Origin of the sequence: Mariniflexile fucanivorans, assembly GCF_004341235.1 — a bacterium.
GTDB lineage: Bacteria > Bacteroidota > Bacteroidia > Flavobacteriales > Flavobacteriaceae > Mariniflexile > Mariniflexile fucanivorans.
In genome coordinates this window covers 123553-144908 of record NZ_SLUP01000008.1, presented here as the reverse complement: position 1 = coordinate 144908, position 21356 = coordinate 123553, and the positions used below count along the sequence as shown (strand labels likewise).

The 21356-nt window shown below is 32.9% G+C and carries 21 protein-coding genes; 9 read left to right on the top strand and 12 right to left on the bottom strand.

The window, feature by feature from the left end; genetic code table 11:
- Window positions 1-184 precede the first annotated feature (184 nt).
- From EV196_RS15985 to EV196_RS15970, 4 genes are all read right to left on the bottom strand, one after another.
- On the bottom strand, window positions 185-901 hold the full coding sequence (locus EV196_RS15985; protein ID WP_132218783.1) for a hypothetical protein: 717 nt from the start codon (window positions 899-901) through the stop codon (window positions 185-187).
- 86 nt (window positions 902-987) lie between these two features.
- A complete protein-coding gene (gene ligA, locus EV196_RS15980; protein ID WP_132218782.1) occupies window positions 988-2982 on the bottom strand; it encodes an NAD-dependent DNA ligase LigA in 1995 nt (664 codons plus the stop codon).
- 83 nt (window positions 2983-3065) lie between these two features.
- Window positions 3066-3935, bottom strand: a complete 870-nt coding sequence (prmC, locus tag EV196_RS15975) for a peptide chain release factor N(5)-glutamine methyltransferase (RefSeq protein ID WP_132218781.1) — start codon at window positions 3933-3935, stop codon at window positions 3066-3068.
- Between the two features lie 56 nt (window positions 3936-3991).
- Window positions 3992-4483 (bottom strand): GNAT family N-acetyltransferase, encoded by a 492-nt coding sequence (locus tag EV196_RS15970; RefSeq protein ID WP_132218780.1) that lies wholly within the window; start codon window positions 4481-4483, stop codon window positions 3992-3994.
- Between the two features lie 189 nt (window positions 4484-4672).
- On the opposite strand from EV196_RS15970, the gene ribD reads away from it, so the two are divergent.
- Genes ribD through EV196_RS15955 form a run of 3 tightly spaced genes read left to right on the top strand, consistent with a single transcriptional unit; the run spans window position 4673 to window position 6895 of the window.
- On the top strand, window positions 4673-5677 hold the full coding sequence (gene ribD, locus EV196_RS15965) for a bifunctional diaminohydroxyphosphoribosylaminopyrimidine deaminase/5-amino-6-(5-phosphoribosylamino)uracil reductase RibD (protein ID WP_132218779.1): 1005 nt from the start codon (window positions 4673-4675) through the stop codon (window positions 5675-5677).
- Window positions 5670-6281, top strand: coding sequence for an HAD family hydrolase (locus tag EV196_RS15960; protein ID WP_132218778.1), 612 nt, complete (start codon window positions 5670-5672; stop codon window positions 6279-6281). The genes ribD and EV196_RS15960 overlap by 8 nt, the downstream gene beginning before the upstream one ends.
- Before the next feature lie 5 nt (window positions 6282-6286).
- Entirely contained in the window at window positions 6287-6895 is a 609-nt protein-coding gene (locus EV196_RS15955) for an IMPACT family protein (RefSeq protein ID WP_132218777.1), read from the top strand.
- Between the two features lies 1 nt (window position 6896).
- Here the strand turns inward: EV196_RS15955 and EV196_RS15950 are convergent, their stop codons facing one another.
- Window positions 6897-7295 carry an acyl-CoA thioesterase gene (locus EV196_RS15950; RefSeq protein WP_132218776.1) on the bottom strand — a complete coding sequence of 133 codons (399 nt, stop codon included), beginning with the start codon at window positions 7293-7295 and terminating at the stop codon, window positions 6897-6899.
- A gap of 183 nt (window positions 7296-7478) precedes the next feature.
- Between EV196_RS15950 and dnaA the strand changes: the two genes are divergently transcribed.
- The 4 genes from dnaA (at window position 7479) to EV196_RS15930 (ending at window position 11564) form a co-directional block, all read left to right on the top strand.
- A complete protein-coding gene (gene dnaA, locus EV196_RS15945; protein WP_132218775.1) occupies window positions 7479-8906 on the top strand; it encodes a chromosomal replication initiator protein DnaA in 1428 nt (475 codons plus the stop codon).
- A gap of 12 nt (window positions 8907-8918) precedes the next feature.
- Window positions 8919-9374, top strand: coding sequence for a low molecular weight protein-tyrosine-phosphatase (locus EV196_RS15940; RefSeq protein WP_243652259.1), 456 nt, complete (start codon window positions 8919-8921; stop codon window positions 9372-9374).
- A 67-nt stretch (window positions 9375-9441) separates the two neighbouring features.
- Window positions 9442-10848: a PQQ-dependent sugar dehydrogenase gene (locus tag EV196_RS15935; RefSeq protein WP_132218774.1), complete on the top strand. Its 1407-nt coding sequence runs from the start codon at window positions 9442-9444 to the stop codon at window positions 10846-10848.
- Window positions 10848-11564, top strand: a complete 717-nt coding sequence (locus EV196_RS15930) for an SAM-dependent methyltransferase (protein ID WP_132218773.1) — start codon at window positions 10848-10850, stop codon at window positions 11562-11564. Before EV196_RS15935 ends, EV196_RS15930 begins: the two co-directional genes overlap by 1 nt.
- Window position 11565: 1 nt before the next feature.
- Here EV196_RS15930 and EV196_RS15925 read toward each other — a convergent pair whose 3' ends face one another.
- From EV196_RS15925 to EV196_RS15900, 6 genes are all read right to left on the bottom strand, one after another.
- Window positions 11566-12225 (bottom strand): peptidoglycan-binding protein LysM, encoded by a 660-nt coding sequence (locus EV196_RS15925; protein WP_132218772.1) that lies wholly within the window; start codon window positions 12223-12225, stop codon window positions 11566-11568.
- Between the two features lie 111 nt (window positions 12226-12336).
- Window positions 12337-13206 (bottom strand): DUF2279 domain-containing protein, encoded by an 870-nt coding sequence (locus EV196_RS15920; protein WP_132218771.1) that lies wholly within the window; start codon window positions 13204-13206, stop codon window positions 12337-12339.
- A 41-nt stretch (window positions 13207-13247) separates the two neighbouring features.
- Window positions 13248-14291, bottom strand: coding sequence for an endolytic transglycosylase MltG (gene mltG / locus EV196_RS15915; protein ID WP_132218770.1), 1044 nt, complete (start codon window positions 14289-14291; stop codon window positions 13248-13250).
- Entirely contained in the window at window positions 14292-14816 is a 525-nt protein-coding gene (locus tag EV196_RS15910) for a GNAT family N-acetyltransferase (RefSeq protein ID WP_132218769.1), read from the bottom strand.
- Window positions 14813-15586: a diaminopimelate epimerase gene (dapF, locus tag EV196_RS15905; RefSeq protein WP_132218768.1), complete on the bottom strand. Its 774-nt coding sequence runs from the start codon at window positions 15584-15586 to the stop codon at window positions 14813-14815. The genes EV196_RS15910 and dapF overlap by 4 nt, the downstream gene beginning before the upstream one ends.
- A gap of 199 nt (window positions 15587-15785) precedes the next feature.
- Window positions 15786-16649 carry a hydroxymethylglutaryl-CoA lyase gene (locus tag EV196_RS15900; RefSeq protein WP_132218767.1) on the bottom strand — a complete coding sequence of 288 codons (864 nt, stop codon included), beginning with the start codon at window positions 16647-16649 and terminating at the stop codon, window positions 15786-15788.
- 237 nt (window positions 16650-16886) lie between these two features.
- Between EV196_RS15900 and EV196_RS15895 the strand changes: the two genes are divergently transcribed.
- A complete protein-coding gene (locus EV196_RS15895) occupies window positions 16887-18809 on the top strand; it encodes a T9SS-dependent choice-of-anchor J family protein (protein ID WP_165876182.1) in 1923 nt (640 codons plus the stop codon).
- Window positions 18810-18815: 6 nt separating this feature from the next.
- On the opposite strand, the gene EV196_RS15890 is transcribed toward EV196_RS15895, so the two are convergent.
- Complete coding sequence (locus EV196_RS15890; protein ID WP_132218765.1) at window positions 18816-19847, bottom strand: quinone-dependent dihydroorotate dehydrogenase; 1032 nt, start codon at window positions 19845-19847, stop codon at window positions 18816-18818.
- 166 nt (window positions 19848-20013) lie between these two features.
- On the opposite strand from EV196_RS15890, the gene pepT reads away from it, so the two are divergent.
- Window positions 20014-21258 (top strand): peptidase T, encoded by a 1245-nt coding sequence (pepT, locus tag EV196_RS15885; RefSeq protein WP_132218764.1) that lies wholly within the window; start codon window positions 20014-20016, stop codon window positions 21256-21258.
- Window positions 21259-21356 lie beyond the last annotated feature (98 nt).

Sequence of the window (21356 nt, the reverse complement as noted above, 5' to 3'; positions counted from 1 at the left end):
AAAAAACCGAATTGAAAGTAATTTTAAACCAATTTTTCACAATTTTCAGATAAGTAGGTTGAAACAAATATATAAATAAAAACCATTTCAGCGTTAAAACTATGCTTTTTATCGATATAAAAATTGATTTGTGTGCGGTTTGTCGGATTGATTCATATTAATCTGAAAAATAATAACAGAAAAACTAACTTAAAAACATGTTTTCTTCTTCTCGCCTTATATCTTGCTTAATTTTCGATTGTTTGTAGAAGAAATAAAATGCTACTAAATATAAAGTGGTAGAAACAACATTTAGTAAATACCGCTCTGAAATGTATATATAAGCTACCCAAATAACTTCACCAAAAACAATACACAAAGACCCTAAAAACAAAAACAAAGACTTCACATTGTCTCTATAAAAATAATTCATTAAAGAGCCTGACAAAAGTGTAAGCATCACTATATTATACAATAATTCCACATAATATATATTCGTTTCTCCTACGTGAGGGTCTACTATAACCTGTAAAACATAAATTATGTATATATTCAAAATAGTTAAAATAAGTAAATGAAGTTTATAATTTTTTAAAATATAAGATAAAGAAACAGATTTAAAAATTTCAATACTTAAAGAAATATAGGCTGATATGTATAAAAAATTACCTAAATAATAATCGAGATCATATGGAATGTACGGTCCTATAAAAATCATTAAATCTGATATAGAAAAAAGCACCAAGAACAGTGTAAAAAATAAGGATTTTCTTTTTACCGTTATAAAATATAACAAAGTAATTACTGGTAATATAAATGATTCGAGAGCATTTGCAATAACGTCTTCACTTCCAAAATGAAATGTAACCGATAGAACATAAAGCAACAATACTAAAATCACCAAGGCTTTCGTCTTGTTCATAATAACAATTTATTGTTGAGGCTCAAAGATAATGAAAATTTACAATTAATCGTTAAAATTTACATCTTATCGACAAAATACATGTTTTAACTTAATTTTTGTAAGAATTCATATTCACTTAATAGCTCTATATTTAAGTCTTCAGCTTTTTTCATTTTACTTGGCCCCATATTATCACCAGCAACAATAAAGCTTGTTTTAGAAGAAATCGAACTGCTTACTTTGCCACCATTATCCTCAATAAGTTTTTTAAGTTCATCCCGAGAAAGAGATTCAAAAACCCCAGAAATAACAATACTTTGCCCTTTTAATATATCAGTTTGCCCAATAAGTTGTTCCGCAGAAATTTCTAACTGTACACCAAACGCTTTCAACCTGTTTATTATTGTTATATTTTCTTCTGAAGAAAAAAAGGCACGCACACTTTCGGCTATTTTAACTCCAATCTCATCAACATTTACTAGAGCTTCTTCTGAAGCTTCTGCAATGGCATCAATACTTTTATAGTGTTTTGCTAATTTTTTTGCCACCGTTTCACCTACATAACGAATACCCAAAGCATATAAAACACGTTCAAAAGGGATATTTTTAGATTGTTCGATGCCTTGAATTAAATTATCAGCGCTCTTTTCTGCCATGCGTTCTAAAGGAATCACCTGGTCTTTGGTTAATTCATACAAATCTGAATAATTGGTAATCAACCCTTCATTCACTAGAAGCGCCACAGTTTCTCCACCCAAACCTTCAATATCCATCGCTTTTCTAGAAATAAAATGCTGAATACGACCAATTATTTGTGGCTTACAACCATTATAGTTAGGGCAATAATGCTGTGCTTCGCCTTCTTGCCTAACCAATTCTGTTTCACATTCTGGACAATGGGTTATATATTGAGTTGGTTGCGAATTTGAAGGTCGTTTACTTAAATCGATACCCAAGATTTTCGGGATAATCTCGCCTCCTTTTTCAACATAAACTTCATCCCCTACTCGAATATCCAACTTTTCAATTTGGTCGGCATTATGTAAAGACGCACGTTTTACTGTAGTTCCAGCAAGCTCAACAGGTTCTAAATTGGCTACTGGTGTAATAGCACCCGTTCTTCCAACTTGATAAGTAATACTATTTAATTTTGTTGAAACCTGTTCTGCTTTAAACTTGTACGCCATAGCCCAACGAGGTGCTTTGGCGGTATAACCCAACTCTTCTTGCTGCTGTAAATTGTTCACTTTAATTACTACACCATCGGTTTCATAAGGTAACTCGTGGCGGTGTACATTCCAATAATCTATAAATTCTAAAACCTCATCAATTGAATCAACTAATTTTGCTGCATTTGGCACTTTAAAACCCCATTCCCTAGCTTTTTCTAAACCATCGAATTGTGAATTAACACCTAAACTAGAACCTGTTAAATTATAAAGTAAACACTCTAGTGGACGTTTCGCTACCTCTGCACTATCTTGCAATTTTAAACTTCCAGAAGCTGTATTTCTTGGATTTCTATATGGTTCTTCACCAATTTCAACACGTTCTTCATTCATTTTATTGAAACCTTCAAATGGCAACACAATTTCACCACGTATATCAAACTTTTCTGGGTAATAACCTTTCAACTTTAGTGGTACCGACTTAATGGTTTTTACGTTAGCTGTTACATTATCACCTTGAAACCCATCACCTCGGGTTACTGCTCGCATTAAAATACCATTTTCATAGGTTAAGCTTATGGAAGCACCATCATATTTTAATTCGCAAGTATATTGAATATGGCCATCAATCATTTTTTTTATGCGGGTTTCCCAATCTAATAAATCTTCTTTAGAGTATGAATTATCCAATGAATACATACGAAACTCATGCGCAACGGTTTCAAAATTTTTAGTTACCGCGCCACCAACGCGCTGTGTTGGCGAATTAATATCGAAAAACTCTGGATGCTTCGCTTCTAGATCTTGAAGCTCTTTTAGTTTTATGTCGAAATCAAAATCTGAAATTGTTGTATTATCAAGCACATAATAATTATAATTATGTAAACTTAATTCCTCTCTTAAACTTTGTATTTGTTCTTCTATATTCATTGTATTTAACGCTAATTCAAAAATGGGTGTTGGGTGTTCGGTGTTGGTTTAATTGCTAATTGTTAATTGTCAATTGTTAATTGTTAATTGTTAATTGTTTTAACTGCTTTAACCATCCTATCTTTCCTAAACATGTCTTGTTTTAATTCAATATCTCCAAAATGGTGTTTTTCCAATAACTGAATCATATCATTCCCTAGATATTCGTTTATTTCAAAAAACAATTTACCCTTATCAACCAATCTATCAACAGCAAACTCTGTAATCATTTTATAAAACAACAACGGGTCGTGATCTTCAACAAACAACGCTAAATGCGGCTCGTTTTCCAACACATTAGGTTTCATATATTGCTTTTCTTTCTCCCTTACATAGGGTGGGTTTGAGACAATAATATCAAATTTAGAATTTTTAAAATCGGTAATCCATGTTTCAGAATTCAAAATATTAGCTTCAACAAACTCCACCTGAACCTTATTAAGTTCAGCGTTTTGTTTTGCTATTTTTAAAGCATCGGCGCTTATATCTAAAGCATACACTTTGGCATTTGGCAACTGTTTTGCCAATGAAATAGCGATACAACCGCTGCCCGTTCCTATATCTAAAATTCTTATTTGTTGTTTGTTTGCTGTTTGTATTCTAACAATCCATTCCACCAATTCTTCAGTTTCAGGTCTAGGTATTAACGTGTTTTTATTCACTTTAAAAGGTAAACCGTAAAACTCTGTTTCACCTAATATATATTGTATGGGGTACTGGTTTTTTAATAATCCTAAAGCATTTAAAATAGTATCATAATTCTCAACCGAAAGTTCGGGCTCTATAGCCAGTTTTATCCTAGAAATTTGATAATAGGATTCTATCAACATAAAAAAGAAGCTATTCACTTCTTCTTTTCCATATAAAGGATCTAATTCTGTATGAAATGTATGTTGTATCTCTTTTAAATTCACTCTTTTATATTAAAACATTAGTTCCTTAGTGCGCTCAAACAGATCGTATTAGTAAATCACAAATCTTTTACCATCCAAACACCACACGAAAAATGCCCGGTATTTCCTAAAGCACCTTTTAAATGCTTAAAACCATGACTTTCATAAATATGAATGGCCGCTTTAAGTTGTGGTGCCGACTCTAAATAACACTTTTTATATCCTAGGCTTTTTGCTGCTTCCAAACATGTTTCAAAGAGGGCTCGACCATAACCTTTACCTCTTACTTTTGGCGAAAAATACATTTTTTGAATTTCGCACACTTCGGTTTCAAAATCCTTTAACGGTTTTACGCCACCGCCTCCTAAAATTTCACCATCGGCATCAATTACAAAATAAACATCAGTATCATTTTGGTAGGATTCGTACATTCGTGGTGTTTCTTTATCGGTATAAGCAGTTCCTTCCAAAGGAATTTCAAATTCATGAAAACACGCTCTAATAACTTGCTCTAATTGAGCATTGTCATTTGGTTCTATTTTTCGAATAAGTATAGTATCTTTACTCACTTTTAAATGCTAATTTTGAAAAAGTGAAGATACATGAATTCTAAAAAAGCAACCATGAAACATCTTATAATCTTATCAACAATACCACTTACTTTTTTTAACTATTTAATGAATTGTACCGATAAGAATTTGATTCATTTCATTTAAAATTCACAAAACAGAAACCTAAAACAGAACAAGAAATTACATTTGAATAATCACGAAATATACATAAAACGTTGCATTGAAATTGCCAAAAACGGATTAGGTTCTACCAGACCAAACCCCATGGTTGGCAGTGTTATTGTTCATAAAAACAAAATTATAGGCGAAGGCTTTACAAGTGCTTATGGTGGCAATCATGCCGAAGTAAATGCTATAAATTCAGTAAAAGATAAATCAATTTTAAAGGAATCTACCATTTATGTGACTTTAGAACCTTGCTCCCATTTTGGAAAAACGCCACCTTGTAGCGACTTAATCATAAAACGCCAGATACCAAATGTGGTTATTGGTTGCATTGATGATAATATCCAGGTAGCAGGAAAAGGTGTCGAAAGACTAAAACAAGCGGGTTCCAATGTTATTGTTGGTGTTTTAGAGAACGAATGTAAAGAACACCACAAACGTTTTTTTACATTTCACAATAAAAAACGCCCCTATATTATTTTAAAATGGGCAGAAACAGTTGATGGTTTTATTGCGCCCGAAACTAAAAACGAACAAAAACCAGTTTGGATTACCAATGAATTTTCCAGACAATTAGTACACAAATGGCGCGTTGAAGAACAGGCTGTCTTGGTAGGCACGAACACCGTTTTACAAGACAACCCTAGTTTAACAGTAAGGGACTGGACGGGACAAAACCCTATTCGTATTGTATTGGATAAAGATGACAAACTATCAAAAGGCTTAAATGTTTTCAACAATGAGGCTAAAACCATCGCTATTTCTAAGAAAAATATAGATTATTCAAAAAATTTGGCGCAACATATTTGTGATATTCTTTATACTAACAACATCAATTCCCTAATCATTGAAGGTGGTTCAAAAACACTTCAAACGTTTATAAATGAAAATATATGGGACGAAGCCAGAGTATTTACGGGCGTTATGGAATTTAAAAATGGTGTAAAAGCACCTGAATTTTCAGGAGTATTAATTTCTGAAGAAAAAATATTAACTGATACACTTAGAATCTACAAAAATGATTAAAACTATTATATTCGATTTTGGCAATGTATTTATCAATTTAGATATTGAAGGTGCCATGAAACACACTTTTAATGAATTTGAAATTGATGGCCTTTCGGAAGAAATGATTGCTTTCAACAGTTTCTATGAACAAGGCTTGATTTCAACAGAAGAATTTATCGAATTTTATACTGAAAATTTTCCGAAGCTTTCAAATGATGAATTAATAGACATTTGGAATTTTATGCTGAAAGATTTTCCTGAACACCGCTTGGAATTTCTTCAACAATTGAGAAACAATTCAAAATATAAACTCATTTTATTAAGTAACACCAACGAACTACACATCGATTGGGTAAAAGAACAAGTTCCATTTTACGAAACTTTTAAAAACTGTTTTGATGCGTTTTATTTATCGCACGAAATCAATTTAAGAAAACCAAACCAGGATATTTTCGACTTTGTTATAAGTGAAAACAAACTAAAAGCCAACGAATGTCTGTTTATAGATGATAATGCTGATAATTGCAAAACCGCAAAATCTTTAGGCATTGAAACGTGGCATATAAACCCAGAAACGGAAGACGTTTCAAATCTATTCAAAATTAAAAGCGACCTGTTTTAATTAATTTGACTGAAAAAGACACATACAAAACCATCGAAACTTCAACAGAAGGCATTCTTTTTAAAGAAAAAAACAGCAAATTTTTTGGTTTTGCCTACCCTGTTTTAAATGAAGACGATGTAAAATTTCATATCGAAGCATTAAGAAAAGAACATCATGCCGCCAGACATTGGTGTTATGCCTACCAAACAGGAACCGAAACCATATACTACCGCGCTAATGATGATGGCGAACCTAGTAATTCGGCAGGCATGCCTATTTACGGGCAGATACAATCGTTTGAAGTGACGAATATTTTAATAGTTGTCGTTCGGTATTTTGGCGGTGTTAAACTAGGTGTTGGCGGCTTAATAAGCGCTTATAAAACCACCGCTCAATTAACGCTTGAAGCATCTACAATTATTGAAAAAACCATCGATATTCATTATCTCATTTCATTCGATTATAAAAACATAAATACCGTAATGCGAATTATAAAGGAGAAAAATTTAACCATGAACCATCAAAAATTAGAGCTAGATTGTCAAATAACCATTTCTGTTAGAAAAAAAGATTCAGAAGCTATTTTTGAAACCTTTGATCGGCTTTTTGAAATCGACATTAAATCAATTTAGATTAATTATTAATTGCATCTAAAATGTATTGAGGCACCTTTATAGGTCGGTTTGTTTTCATGTCTATAAAAACTAAAGTAGTACTTGCTGTTGTTAACAAAATGCCTTTTTCATTAGTAATTTCATACTCAAATTCTATCCTAGCAGTTGGCATATTTTTTAGTTGTGTTTTTACATTAATTACGTCATCATAAACCGCTGATTTTTTATAGTTTATACATAAGGAAACTACGGGTAACATCACACCATTTTCTTCCATATTTTTATAAGAAACCCCTAATTTACGAAGCCATTCAATTCGCCCCATCTCTAGATATAATGCGTAGTTTCCGTGATAAACGACACCCATTTGGTCCGTTTCACCGTATCTCACTCTTATTTGTATTTCATCGATTTTCATAAGGTTTATTAAATATTTTTTTGTAGCTTCGGCAAAGGGATAAACATGGGGATTTTTTTTTTAAAATTCAATACTATTTGATTTTTTTTTTAAGAATTTTGTTCACATATTTGCCGAACTAAAAAAAGTAAGAGTATTTATTTTTTCTTACAAAACTAACAAACAAAACTTTAATATTTTACAATGAGTGTAACTGCGCAAACGGTATGGAATAATTGTCTTGAATTCATAAAAGATAATATACAACCGCAAGCTTACAAAACTTGGTTTGAACCCATTCAAGCAGTTAAACTTACAGACAACGCATTGAGTATTCAAGTACCTAGTAAATTTTTTTACGAATGGCTTGAAGAACATTATGTAAAAATACTAAAAGTATCATTAACCAAAGAATTAGGCGAAAAAGCTAAACTTGTTTACATTATTAAAATGGAAAACACGTATGGCAACAAGCAGCCTTTTACCGAGAAGATTCCAAGTGCTAACAGAAGTGCCATGAAATCTCAAGAAGTTGATGTGCCGTTAAACAATAAAAGTCCAGAATTACGCAATCCGTTTGTAATTCCAGGGATTCGAAATGTAAAAATTGAATCTCAACTTAATCCTAATTATAGTTTTGAAAACTTTTTAGAAGGGGATTCAAACCGTTTGGCACGTAGTGCAGGATTAGCGGTGGCATCTAAACCAGGAGGCACCTCTTTTAATCCATTACTTATTTTTGGTGGTGTTGGTTTAGGGAAAACACATTTAGCACATGCTATTGGTGTAGATATTAAAGACAAATATCCAGAAAAAACAGTTTTATATATTTCCGCTGAAAAATTCACGCAACAATATATAGACTCTGTTAAGAAAAATAATAGAAATGATTTTATCCATTTCTATCAAATTATTGATGTGTTGATTATTGACGACGTACAATTCCTTTCAGGAAAAACAGGTACGCAAGATGTATTCTTTCACATATTCAACCATTTACACCAAAACGGAAAACAAGTTATTCTAACAAGTGATAAAGCACCTGTTGATATGCAAGATATTGAGCAACGCTTGCTATCCCGTTTCAAATGGGGACTTTCAGCAGAACTACAAACACCAGATTTTGAAACGCGTGTTTCTATTCTAAAAAATAAATTATATCGTGATGGTGTAGATATGCCCGATGATATTATTGAATATGTTGCTAAAAACATCAAATCGAACGTAAGGGAATTGGAAGGTGCTATAATTTCATTAATTGCACAATCTTCTTTTAACAAAAAAGAAATTACAATCGATTTAGCTAGAGTTATCGTTGAAAAATTTGTTAAAAACACCAAACGAGAAGTTTCCATTGATTATATACAAAAGGTAGTATCCGATTATTTTCAGATGGATATTGATACGTTACAATCAAAAACAAGAAAACGCCACATTGTTCAAGCAAGACAATTGGCTATGTTTTTTGCCAAAAAATTCACGAAAGCATCATTAGCTAGTATTGGTTCGCAAATAGGAAAACGCGACCACGCTACTGTTTTACACGCTTGCAAGACTGTTGACAACTTATCTTCTACAGACAAGCAGTTTAAAAAGTACGTTGAAGATATTACTAAAAAACTATCTGTTTAAAATACGTTTAAAATGACTAAAATTCTGATGGTATGCTTGGGAAACATTTGTCGTTCTCCACTTGCCGAAGGTATTTTAAAATCTAAACTTCCTAACGATTCATTCGTTATAGATTCTGCTGGCACGGGCGATTATCATATTGGAAAAAAACCAGACAGTCGTTCTATCGCTATTGCTAATAAACATGGTTTGGATATTTCAAATTTAAGAGGACGTCAATTCAAGGTTTCAGATTTTGATGCATTTGATATTATTTATGTCATGGACGCATCTAACTTCCGAAACGTTCTTATACTAACAAGAAACGAAAAGGACAAAGCAAAAGTTAAGTACATTCTAAATGAAATTCATCCTAATCAAAATGATGCTGTTCCAGACCCATATTATGGTGGACACGATGGTTTTGAAAAGGTTTACAACATGTTAGACGAAGCATGTACTATTATTGCCAACAAACTTCAAAATTAGTTTTTAATCGTTTTCATAAAAGTTTTTTCGTAACTTAGGCTAATGTAACCTCTTAAATATTAGCAAGATGAAAAAATCAACTTTATTCCTGCTTTTCTTTATTACTTCATTTTTATATGCTCAAAATATAGATATTGAATTAATAGCCAATGGATTTAATAGCCCTGTTAGCATAAAAGCTACAACCGACAGCAAATTATTTATTGTTGAACGAAATGGGGTCATAAAAATACTTAACGGCAATGGTACTGTAAATGGCACGCCTTTTTTAGATATTACTGAAAAAGTTAGCGATTCGGGTGGAGAAAGAGGCCTTTTAGGATTAGCGTTTCACCCTAATTATGTTACCAACGGTTATTTTTATGTCAATTATATAAACGACTCTGGCAACACCGTTATTGCAAGATATACCAGAACAAATGAAACAACTGCCAATGTAGATTCCGAACTTATTTTACTAAGAATCAATCAACCAGACACAAATCATAATGGTGGCGATATGAATTTTGGTCCTGATGGTTATTTGTATATAGCTAGTGGTGATGGTGGCGGATCGGGAGATCCTAGCAATTATGCCCAAAGCCTGAATACCTTATTAGGAAAATTACTTAGAATTGATGTTGATAATACAAGCAACGGAAACAATTATGCCATACCTTCAAACAACCCGTATCTAAATGATGGAGACAGCAACACCTTACCTGAAATATGGGCTTATGGCTTAAGAAATCCTTGGAAATTTTCATTTGACAAAACAACGGGCGATTTATGGATTGCTGATGTAGGGCAAGGAGTTTATGAAGAAATAAACATGGTTTTATCTGCAACTTCCGCTTTAAACTACGGTTGGCGTTGCTATGAAGGCGCCAATCACCCTTATAACACCGATAATTGCCCTTCTGAAAGCGCTACAACAAGACCAATTGCAGAATATTCACACAATGGCAATGGCGTTTTTAAATGCTCTATTACGGGAGGTTTTAGGTATAGAGGTACGCTTTACCCAAACTTTACAGGTCTTTACTTTTTTGCTGATTTTTGTAGCGATGAAATTGGAGTACTTACGCCTAACGGGTCTAATTGGACCATGACATTTCCAAAGCAATACAGCAACAAAGGCTGGACTACGTTTGGTGAAGGAAACGATGGTGAACTCTATATTGCAGGCATAGAATCGGGTGAAGTTTTTAAAATTGTTGATACCAGTTTAAGTATTGAAAACGTTAATCAATTAAATATAAGCATCTATCCAAACCCGACAGACAATCTTATAAATTTTAATGTTTCTCTGCTAAAAAACCCATTAAAATTTATTAAAATTTCCGATATTCACGGCAAACTAATAAAACAAACAACTTCAATAAACTCGCCTTTAACAACGTTAAGCGTAAATAATTTAGCAAATGGCATTTATTTTATTGAGTTTTTAGATATTAGTGGTGTAAAAGAAATTAAAAAACTCATCAAATATTAATGGCAAATCCTTTAGGAAAACTATTCCTTATACCAACAACCTTAGGCGACAACGAACCTCTAGAAGTACTTCCAGTTACAGTTAAGAAGATTATAAATGAAACCGATACGTTTATTGTTGAAAATGATAAAACAGCAAGACATTTTATAAAACGTATTTCTCCTGAAAAATCGCAGCCTTCATTAAAAATGTTTCATTTGAATAAACATACTAATGTTGCCGATTTACCAACTTTTTTAGAACCTTGTTTAAACGGCATTAACGTTGGTCTTTTATCTGAAGCTGGATGCCCTGGCGTTGCAGATCCTGGTGCCGATATTGTAAAGATTGCACATCAAAAAAATATTAAAGTAATTCCTTTAGTGGGACCATCATCCATTTTAATGGCCTTGATGAGTTCTGGAATGAACGGACAAAGTTTTGCTTTTAATGGCTACTTACCTATCGATAAAGGTGAACGAAAAAGTGAGATAAAACGCTTAGAACGTTTATCATTTGAACACAACCAATCGCAAATTTTTATTGAAACACCTTACCGAAACAATAAAATGCTAGAAGATTTACAAAATGTTTTAGACCAAAATACTGAAATTTGCGTAGCCTGCGATATTACTTTACCAACAGAATTTATTAAAACCCAAACGGCAAACCAATGGAAAAAAAATATCGTAGACCTTCATAAAAGACCTACGATATTTATTATTCACAAAAGCTAAATTAAATAGCTTTAGCTCTTTTGTTAGCTGTTATTGACGACGTATCATACCCTGAAAACTTTTTCATATAGTACTCAATGTTAGCACCATAACTATCTTCAAAATTATCAATACCGTAACTTCTTAAATAGTTTTTTACACTTCCAGCACCTGCTAAATGAGCAGCCGCTAAAATACCAGATTCGGTAATTAAGATGCCATTAAGTTTTTTGCCAACAAAATTCTTAATGTCTCTTCGTAAAATCCATTTGTTACGTTGGGTGTTTGCCACAAACGCTTTTTCTTGAAGCTCGGGTGTTTTTAAAAATAATGATGGATTATGAATACCTATTAATTTTAAAGTTTCAGCACCAAATTGATATTTTCCTAAATAACCTAATGTATTTACCACAAAATAATCGCCTCGCGACTCTTTAAATGCTAAGGCTTCTTTAAAGCCAACAAATGATTTTCCTAAAATGGGAGTAATTGGTTTGTTGAGGTCTTTTGACGCTAAAGCATCATCCTTAATGCTATGGTCTTGACTTACAGTATAATTTAACTCTAAACCAGCTGTAGAGTATTTACTTAAGTCTATCTTTTCATTTGATGAAAACGATACGAACAATAGAATACATATTGTTACAGTTAACATTAAATAACTTGCAATACTTTTTCTCATAGTTTTTAAATTTCTTCTGCAAAATCACATCGTAAAATTGCTTGAAAATTTCAGCGTGCAAAGGTACACTTTTTTTTAAATATTTCAAAACTAATCGATTAACTACTTTTTTTAGTAGTAGAATAGATGAAATACACAACCTTTTCTATTGAATTCTAACGTTGGAAAGGGAACTTTTATGATATTAATAACATTAAAAACAGACCCCAACAACTTTGATTTAGTTTCAATATTGGACAAATTTACATCTAAACTTAAGTAGAATTGACGCTGCCGGTTTATATTTGTTAACAACTGATTGTCAATATCTTCTACTCCTGTCAACATGCCATCAGCTCCATAACCTACAGCAATATTCAACCATTTAGGTATGTTTTTTTCTTTAAAAAACGAATGCAAATTGGCACTTAACCAATACGTTTGTCCGTTGTAGTCCTTCAAAATCTGTTCCAAAAAATCTTCACCAAGCTTATCAGGACGAAGAGACGCATATTTTGTTTGATGAAAAGAGAATTTTAAGGCGATGCGTTGCTCGTTCCAAAGCAATTCTTGCCCCACATACAACCCTGTACCAGATGCATTTGCTAAAATATCACCCCAAGAAAAGCCCCATTCTTCTGAAAAACCGTCTAAAACTTCAACAGTAGTTAAAAATGTAAAACCAAGGGTTGACCCATAAATTAACTGATTTTTTTTACTAACACCACTCCAATTTAATAATTGTGCACCCTGTTTTCCCATTTGATAGGACGTAAACACATGCCCCATTTTATCCATTTGAAGCCATTCGCTGTTATCATTAATGGTGTGGAATTGGGAACGCTCATAATCAGCATACCAAAGTTGATTCAAAGCAACTAATGTCAATCCACTTATAGAAGCTTCAGAAATAATAACGGCATTTCGCCTTGTTTTATTAAGCGAATCACTTGGTGTTAAAAATAAATCGAGTTTTGATTGTGAAAATGAAACCTGGGGCAATAAAACAACAATTAACAAATATTTTATTGCTAAGCACCTCACTATTTATTAATGCCTTGAGATGACAAATACCGCTGATATTCTCTAGCGTTTACGTTGTGCTGAGACAATGTTTTGGCGAATTTATGAAACCCAAATCGGTTTGCATCAGCTGCAAAATAAAGGTATTGGTGTTTTTCAAAATTTAAAACCGCATCGATAGCTGAAATATCGGGCATGGCGATTAGTCCTGGAGGCAATCCTAAATTCTTATAGGTATTATAAGGTGATACAATGTCTTTATGAATATTTAAGACACGTTTAATAACGGTATCCTTATATTCTGGCAGTTGATAGGCGGCAAATTTTAAGGTAGGATCTGCTTGTAATGGCATACCTATTCTAATACGGTTCATGTAAACACCTGCAATTCTTGGTTGCTCTGAAGCTTGTTTGGATTCTTCATAAACTATAGATGCCAATGCAACTACTTCTTCTCGTTTTAAACCAATAGCTTGTGCTTTTTCATTTCTAGAAGGAGTCCAAAAACGATTGTATTCTTTTAGCATACGATCTCTAAATTGTTCTGCAGACGTGTTCCAGAAAAACTCATAACTATTAGGCAAATACATACCTAATGCTGTAGCCTTGTTAAATTGGTAATTTGATAAAAAAGCGCTGTCTTTCATGGCATTCAATAATGACATGCTATCGGCTTCAATTTGAATACTAATTCTTCCAGCCAGTTTTTCCATAGAATCCTGATTGTTGAATGATAAGGTTATAGGCAAGTTTTTACTTCGTATAGAATTAATAATATCATTATTATTCATCCCTTTTGTTATTGCAAATTTACCTGCCTTAAGATTTGTATTATATTTTTTTTGCTTTGCAAGGGCATCAAAAGTATTGATATCTTTTAACAAAGGTTCTAATTGTTGCTTCACATCTTCATAGGTCGAATTTGTGGCTATATAAATATAGGCTGTATCATTATTAAACGCCGTATTAGCGTTCATCATGGTGTTATACACATAATAAGCAAAATAGGCGGCGATTGCTAACCCAATAAAAACAATGGCAAGAAGTATTTTTTTAATATACATTTAATTATTTATAAGCTGATATATATACTCGTTTTTATAAGAACCGTTAACTAAATTCCAGTCCTTTTTTAATCCTATTTGTTGAAAACCTTGTTTGGTAAAAAGTTTAATACTTACATCATTTTCTTCTGAAATATTACAATATAACTGATGCAAACATAAATGTGTAAAACTATAATTTACAAGTAGCTTTAAAGCTTCACTACCAATTCCTTTAGCTCTGTCTTCAAGCTGTTTTACTAAAATACCTACGCCCGCTCTGCTGTTTCTAAAATCGAAATCGAATAAATCGATCATTCCTAAGGCAACCTCATCATAACTTGAAATAACCAAGCGCAATTGTTTTACTTCAAAAATATCTTTATGCGAATGTTCTAAATACTGTTTTATTAAAAATTTTGAATAGGGCGTAATCGTATTGCTTATTTCCCAAACCGATTCGTCGTTTTCAATGGCATGAATAAACTCCAAATCCTCTGGCTCTAAAGCTCTTAAATAGATATGTTCTCCTTTTAAGGTTATCATAAGCTTCCACTAAACACAAAAGTTGCTGGCCCAATAAGCCAAACATTTTTATAAACGCCATTTTCATCATCAAAACTTACTTTTAATTCGCCACCTTGTACTTTTAAAGTAATTAGATTATGGTTGGTTTGTTTTAACGAATGCATTGCTATAGCTACAGCTGTAACGCCCGTACCGCAAGACAAAGTTTCATCTTCCACTCCACGTTCGTAGGTTCTAACGGTGAATATTTGGTCGTTTATTTTCTTTACAAAATTCACATTGCTGCCCACTTCATTATATGGTGCACCGTAACGAATGGAAGCGCCTTTGGTTTTAATATCAAAATTTTCAATCTGATCTTCAAACTGCACATGGTGTGGTGAACCCGTATTTAAAAATACATGGTTTTCATGTTTTTCAACCACATCTACATCCAACATTTGAAGTTTTACAATGCCATTATTTATGCTAGCATGATGCAACCCATCAATCGCTTCAAAAACGGCTTTATCTTTTATTACACCTAATTGGTTTGCAAACGCTACTAAACAGCGCCCACCGTTACCGCACATGGTGCTTTCGTTACCATCTGCATTGTAATACACCATTTTAAAATCTAAATTAGGATGGTTTTCTAATAAAATTAAACCATCGGCTCCTACCCCAAAACGTCGGTCGCACAAAAAGGCAATGTGTTTGGTGTCTTTTTTATTGAACGTTTGTTGACGATTATCAATCATCACAAAATCGTTTCCTGTTCCTTGATATTTATAAAAAGTCTGCTGCATAATAAGGTACAAATATAAAGAAGTCTTTTTATGATTTACGATTTTTGATTAACGATTAATGATTTTTGAACTTTGTAATTGTGCAGACGTTGCACATCTAACTAAGCTTTAATTGATGCTATTAATTGGTATGAAGTAAACCAAAAAAAATTTTACAACTACAAAAGCAATTAAAAATAAGGTTAATAGTGATTTTTTTTTAATGATAGATACTGAAAATCTTAGTGGCTTCGTTATGTGCACTCTCAAAACTAAGGGCGTTTAGAGGATTAATTTTTTGTGAAGTAAAATAGGATAATAACTTTTCGGTAGGCATGTTGCCCGTTAATTCATCTTTTGCCATTGGGCAACCGCCGTAACCTTGTATAGCACCATCAAAACGGATACAACCTGCTTTATAAGCGGCATCTACTTTTTCGAACCAGGTAGATGGCGTGGTGTGTAAATGGGCTCCAAATTCTATGTTTTGATATTGTGGTATTAAGTTTGAAAACAAATAGTGAATGCTTTCAGCATTAGAACTTCCAATAGTATCACTTAGGGATAAAATTTTTACCCCCATATTGTTTAACCGTTCGGTCCACTCGCCTACTATGTCCACATTCCAAGGGTCTCCATACGGATTTCCAAAACCCATAGAAATATAAACGACCACTTCTTTATTGGTTTTGTTAGCAATTTCCAAAATTTCAGATAGTGTAATAATAGATTCTGCAATGGTTTTATGAGTGTTTCGCATTTGAAAATTCTCGGATATGGAGAACGGATAGCCTAAATAATTTATTTCTGGGTGTTTACTAGCATCTTCAGCGCCACGGGTATTGGCTATAATAGCCAACAACTTACTGGTTGTTTTACTTAAATCTAATTGCGATAAAACTTCCGCAGTATCAACCATTTGCGGAATGGCTTTTGGCGAAACAAAACTTCCAAAATCAATTGTATCAAAACCAACACGTAATAACGACTGGATATATTGCACCTTTTTCTGAGTTGGAATAAACTGCTTTATTCCTTGCATAGCGTCTCGAGGGCACTCTATTATTTTTATTTCTTTTGACATTATTTGGATTAAAATACGATGCTAAAAATACTATTATTTTTATAAAAAGTACATTCCAAATAAGGAAACGTTTTTATTTAAATATTTATAAAATAGTACATTAAAAATTTGACACTTATAAAAATAAGTATATAAATTAACAAGATTATTGTCAAATAGTCGACAAATCGCACAGTTAAACGTTTTTATTGTATTAAGAAAGTGCTAACAAATATATTTGAAAAAATGTTTTCCCAAATGCATGTTTTAAAATCTACAATAACACTTTTTTTATTCTTTATATTCCTGCTAATTGGTTGGAGTATATTTGCTCAAAATGAACCTTTATCTTGTGGCACAATAACTTCACAAAAAAACATAGACTTTTATAACAGCATTAAGCCGCAATTAAAAAACTTCGAGCAGTCTTTTACTCAAAAACAAGCATCAAAAAGTAAATTTCAAACAAAATTTATTAATTCCATTCCTATTAAGGCGCATGTCATTAGAAATTCTAATGGAACTGGAGGTATTTGTGAAGCAACAATTAATACTGCTATTGCTAATTTAAATAGTATATATGCTGATGCATTTATGGAATTTTTTCTATGTGATGGCATTAATTATTTAGATGATGACAGTCTTTGTCATTTTAAAAAAGGTGATGAGAAAACTTTAATAGAAACCAACAATGTTTCTGGGTTAATAAATATTTATTTTACTGATTATCTTGTAAATTATAGTGACGAAAGCATTTGCGGTTACACTGATAACGAAGGCAGAAATGATGTCATTGTACTTAAAAACAGCTGTGTTACTAACGATTCTACGTTGGCCCATGAAATAGGTCATTTTTTCTCATTAGTGCATACCCACGGTCCAGATGATGCACAATCTACCGAATTAGTAGATGGCAGCAACTGTGATACAGATGGCGATGGTATTTGCGACACACCCGCCGACCCTAAATTAACCACCAAAAACGTTAATAATTTTTGTCAGTATATAGGGACTGAAACCGATGCTAAGGGAGCTGCTTACAAACCAGATGTGAATAATATTATGTCGTATGCCATGAAAGGCTGCCGTACACATTTTACGCAACAGCAATTATCTCGTATGTACGCTTTTTACCTTACCGCAAAAAACTATTTAGCCAGCCCAACATTTAATGCGAATTTCACTGCAGATGTGAGCCAAACTTGTGACGAAACATTAACTGTAAACTTTGAAAGCCATTGTGAAAATATTACCAAATGGGAATGGGATATAAACAGTGACGGTGTAGTAGATTATACCTCAAAAAACCCAACGCATACCTTTACAACCGGAGTTTACGATGTAACTTTAACCATTTCAAACCAAAACAGATCCGTTAGAAAAACCTATTCAAAATTCATAAAAGTTGGAGATGTTGAATCATTATTCAATGAAGATTTTGATTCATATAATTTACAGAACGAAATAAATTGGACCATGAGAGATGTTACCCAAAATGGTTACAACTGGCTGTTGAACAAAGGACAAACGGCTTCCATTAATACAGGACCTTCTTTATTAAAAACAGCCAACAACCAAACCAATACCTATATGTATGCAGAGGCTTCTGGTGCAAAAGAAGGTGACATTGCCGAACTTATTTCACCATGTATAGATGTTTACAACCCAAACTCTGAGTTAGAATTTTCATACCATATGTTTGGAAAAGGCATTGGCGAATTACATATTGATATTAAAACAGAAGACGGTTATATAAATGATGTAATTCCGGCGCTAATTGGTAGCCATCAAATGTCTGAAGATGATCCTTTTTTAATTGAAAACATCGATTTATCATCTTATGTAAACCAAACCATCAATGTGCGTTTTAGAGCCGTTAGAGGCTCCAATTGGGATGGCGATATCGCTATTGATAATGTATATTTTAAAACCATAGATATTCCCATTACAAATAATTCCGTTAAAGTATATCCAAATCCAATGCGTGGTAGCACTATCTATGTCGACTTTTCAAACCCTCAAAACACTGTAAATTATAGCATTACCGATTTAACTGGAAATATTATTGTAACAGGAAACTTATCAGATAATAAAATTGATATGGGTGAAATTAGTGCTGGTATGTATTTGCTAACTATGAGAAGTAAAGACGCTACGGTAATTAAAAAAATTATAAAGTAAACCGCACTATCCTTTTAGAATGGCTTTATTTATAGCTTTTACCAAACCAGGTCCTTCATAAATAAAACCAGTGTAAATTTGCACCAAATCGGCTCCTGCATTAATTTTTTCCAAAGCATCTTCAGCAGAATGAATACCACCAACTCCAATTATTGGGAATGCTTTGTTACTTTTATCTGCTAGATATTTAATAACATGAGTGCTTTTTTCTTTAATGGGTTGCCCACTTAAACCACCGTTTCCAATAACTTCCAATTGCTCGTTAGAAACTTTTAAACCCGCTCTATCGGTAGAAGTATTACTCGCGATGACACCATCTAATTTGGTGGTAGCGACCAATTCTATAATTTCATCTAATTGATTGTTATTTAAATCGGGCGCAATTTTTAAAAGAATTGGTTTTTGTTTTTCGAAGGCAGTGTTTGCTTTTTGTACGGCACCAATTAACTCTTCTAAATAGTCTTTGTCGTTTAGTTTGGCATGGCTTCCAACATTTGGGCAACTTACATTTAAAACAAAATAATCAACATACGGATGCAAAGCATTGAAACACTCCAAGTAATCTTTCGTATAATCTTCTGGTTTGGTAGTGGTATTTTTACCAATATTTCCACCTATAATAAGTTTCCCTTTATTCTTTTTTAATTGGGTAATTGCAGCTTCTAAACCTTCATTATTAAAACCCATACGGTTAATAATCCCTTGGTCTGCCTTTAAACGGAACAAACGCTTTTTTGGGTTTCCAGCTTGTGCTTTTGGAGTAACGGTCCCAATTTCGATAAAACCAAATCCGAAATTTGCCAATTCATTATATAACACCGCATTTTTATCAAATCCTGCCGCCAAACCTATAGGATTTTTAAACGTAATTCCAAATAGGTTGCGTTCCAAATGTTTGTCTTTTACCACGTATAAACTTCTAAAAATGGCTGCAAAACCTGGGATTTTAGAGGTGTTTTTTATAAGTGAAAATGTAAAATGATGAATCTTTTCTGGGTCGAACAAGAAAAATAACGGGCGAAGTAATAGTTTGTACATCTGTATTATTTATGCAAAAGTACTTCTAAATATTCTAAATAAAAAATCATCCATTTCAAAAGCCAAAAAAATTAATAATCGTACTTTTACACCTTTAGAAAGCTTTAGATTATCACACTCAAACTCTAAAATTTTCTGACTTTAATTATTCAAAATTCATCTCAAAATGATTTCAAAAGAAAACATTATTAAACGCTTTATAGGTTACGTTACTATTGATACGGAATCGGACCCAACTTCAAACACCACTCCTAGTACTGCTAAACAATGGGATTTAGCAAACAAACTTGCCGAAGAGTTAAAAGCTATTGGCATGAGTGATGTGAGCATTGATGAAAACGCTTATATTATGGCAACCTTACCAAGTAACGTAAGCCACAAAACGCCTACTATTGGCTTTATTGCACATTTTGATACGTCTCCCGATTTTACTGGAGCTAACATAAATCCTCAAATTATTGAACAGTATAATGGAAAAGATATTGTTTTAAATGAAGCTGAAAATATTATACTATCTCCCGATTATTTTGAAGATTTACACCAATATAAAGGTCAGACTCTAATTACTACCGACGGCACTACGTTATTAGGCGCCGATGATAAAGCGGGCATTACAGAAATTGTTTCTGCCATGGAATATTTAATTAACCATCCAGAAATTAAACACGGCACCATTAAAGTTGGCTTTACCCCAGATGAAGAAATAGGTAGAGGTGCCCATAAATTTGATGTTGAAAAATTTGGAGCCGATTGGGCATATACCATGGATGGCAGCCAAATAGGTGAACTAGAATACGAAAATTTTAATGCTGCCGGTGCTGTTGTAAAAATTAAGGGCAAAATCGTACACCCTGGTTACGCTAAAGGTAAAATGATAAACTCTATGTACATTGCTCAAGAGTTTATAAACTCGTTACCTCGCATTGAAACTCCCGAGCATACTGAAGATTACCAAGGGTTTTTCCATCTATCTTCTATAAAAGGTGAGGTTGAAGAAACAGTTTTACAATATATTATTCGTGACCACGATTTTGGGCATTTTGAAGCTCGTAAAGCGGTTATGGAAAACTTAACCATAGAACTTAATGAACAATATGGCTGGGACGTAATAAGCATTGAAATAAAAGACCAATATTTTAATATGCGTGAAAAAATTGAACCTGTTATGCATATTGTTGATATTGCTGAAGAAGCCATGAAACAACTACATATTGAACCTATTATAAAACCCATTCGTGGTGGGACTGATGGTTCGCAATTAAGTTATAAAGGTTTACCATGCCCTAATATATTTGCTGGTGGACATAATTTTCATGGACGTTATGAATATGTTCCTGTTGAAAGTATGATTAAAGCAACAGAGGTAATTTGTAAAATTGCTGAAATTACATCCAAAAATCAAAACAAATAATCACTAAAAAATTGATTTAATTTTTTTTTATTTTTAATTTCTAGCAAACGAAATATATACTACATTAGCTTAACATTTTTACAAACACCCCAGTACAT

Coding starts and splice junctions, on each gene's coding strand:
- EV196_RS15985 (WP_132218783.1), bottom strand. CDS start 901: ATGAACAAGACGAAAGCCTTGGTGATTTTAGTATTGTTGCTTTATGTT.
- ligA (WP_132218782.1), bottom strand. CDS start 2,982: ATGAATATAGAAGAACAAATACAAAGTTTAAGAGAGGAATTAAGTTTA.
- EV196_RS15960 (WP_132218778.1), top strand. CDS start 5,670: ATGATTAAAACTATTATATTCGATTTTGGCAATGTATTTATCAATTTA.
- EV196_RS15950 (WP_132218776.1), bottom strand. CDS start 7,295: ATGAAAATCGATGAAATACAAATAAGAGTGAGATACGGTGAAACGGAC.
- dnaA (WP_132218775.1), top strand. CDS start 7,479: ATGAGTGTAACTGCGCAAACGGTATGGAATAATTGTCTTGAATTCATA.
- EV196_RS15940 (WP_243652259.1), top strand. CDS start 8,919: ATGACTAAAATTCTGATGGTATGCTTGGGAAACATTTGTCGTTCTCCA.
- EV196_RS15935 (WP_132218774.1), top strand. CDS start 9,442: ATGAAAAAATCAACTTTATTCCTGCTTTTCTTTATTACTTCATTTTTA.
- EV196_RS15930 (WP_132218773.1), top strand. CDS start 10,848: ATGGCAAATCCTTTAGGAAAACTATTCCTTATACCAACAACCTTAGGC.
- EV196_RS15925 (WP_132218772.1), bottom strand. CDS start 12,225: ATGAGAAAAAGTATTGCAAGTTATTTAATGTTAACTGTAACAATATGT.
- mltG (WP_132218770.1), bottom strand. CDS start 14,291: ATGTATATTAAAAAAATACTTCTTGCCATTGTTTTTATTGGGTTAGCA.
- EV196_RS15910 (WP_132218769.1), bottom strand. CDS start 14,816: ATGATAACCTTAAAAGGAGAACATATCTATTTAAGAGCTTTAGAGCCA.
- dapF (WP_132218768.1), bottom strand. CDS start 15,586: ATGCAGCAGACTTTTTATAAATATCAAGGAACAGGAAACGATTTTGTG.
- EV196_RS15900 (WP_132218767.1), bottom strand. CDS start 16,649: ATGTCAAAAGAAATAAAAATAATAGAGTGCCCTCGAGACGCTATGCAA.
- EV196_RS15895 (WP_165876182.1), top strand. CDS start 16,887: ATGCATGTTTTAAAATCTACAATAACACTTTTTTTATTCTTTATATTC.
- EV196_RS15890 (WP_132218765.1), bottom strand. CDS start 19,847: ATGTACAAACTATTACTTCGCCCGTTATTTTTCTTGTTCGACCCAGAA.
- pepT (WP_132218764.1), top strand. CDS start 20,014: ATGATTTCAAAAGAAAACATTATTAAACGCTTTATAGGTTACGTTACT.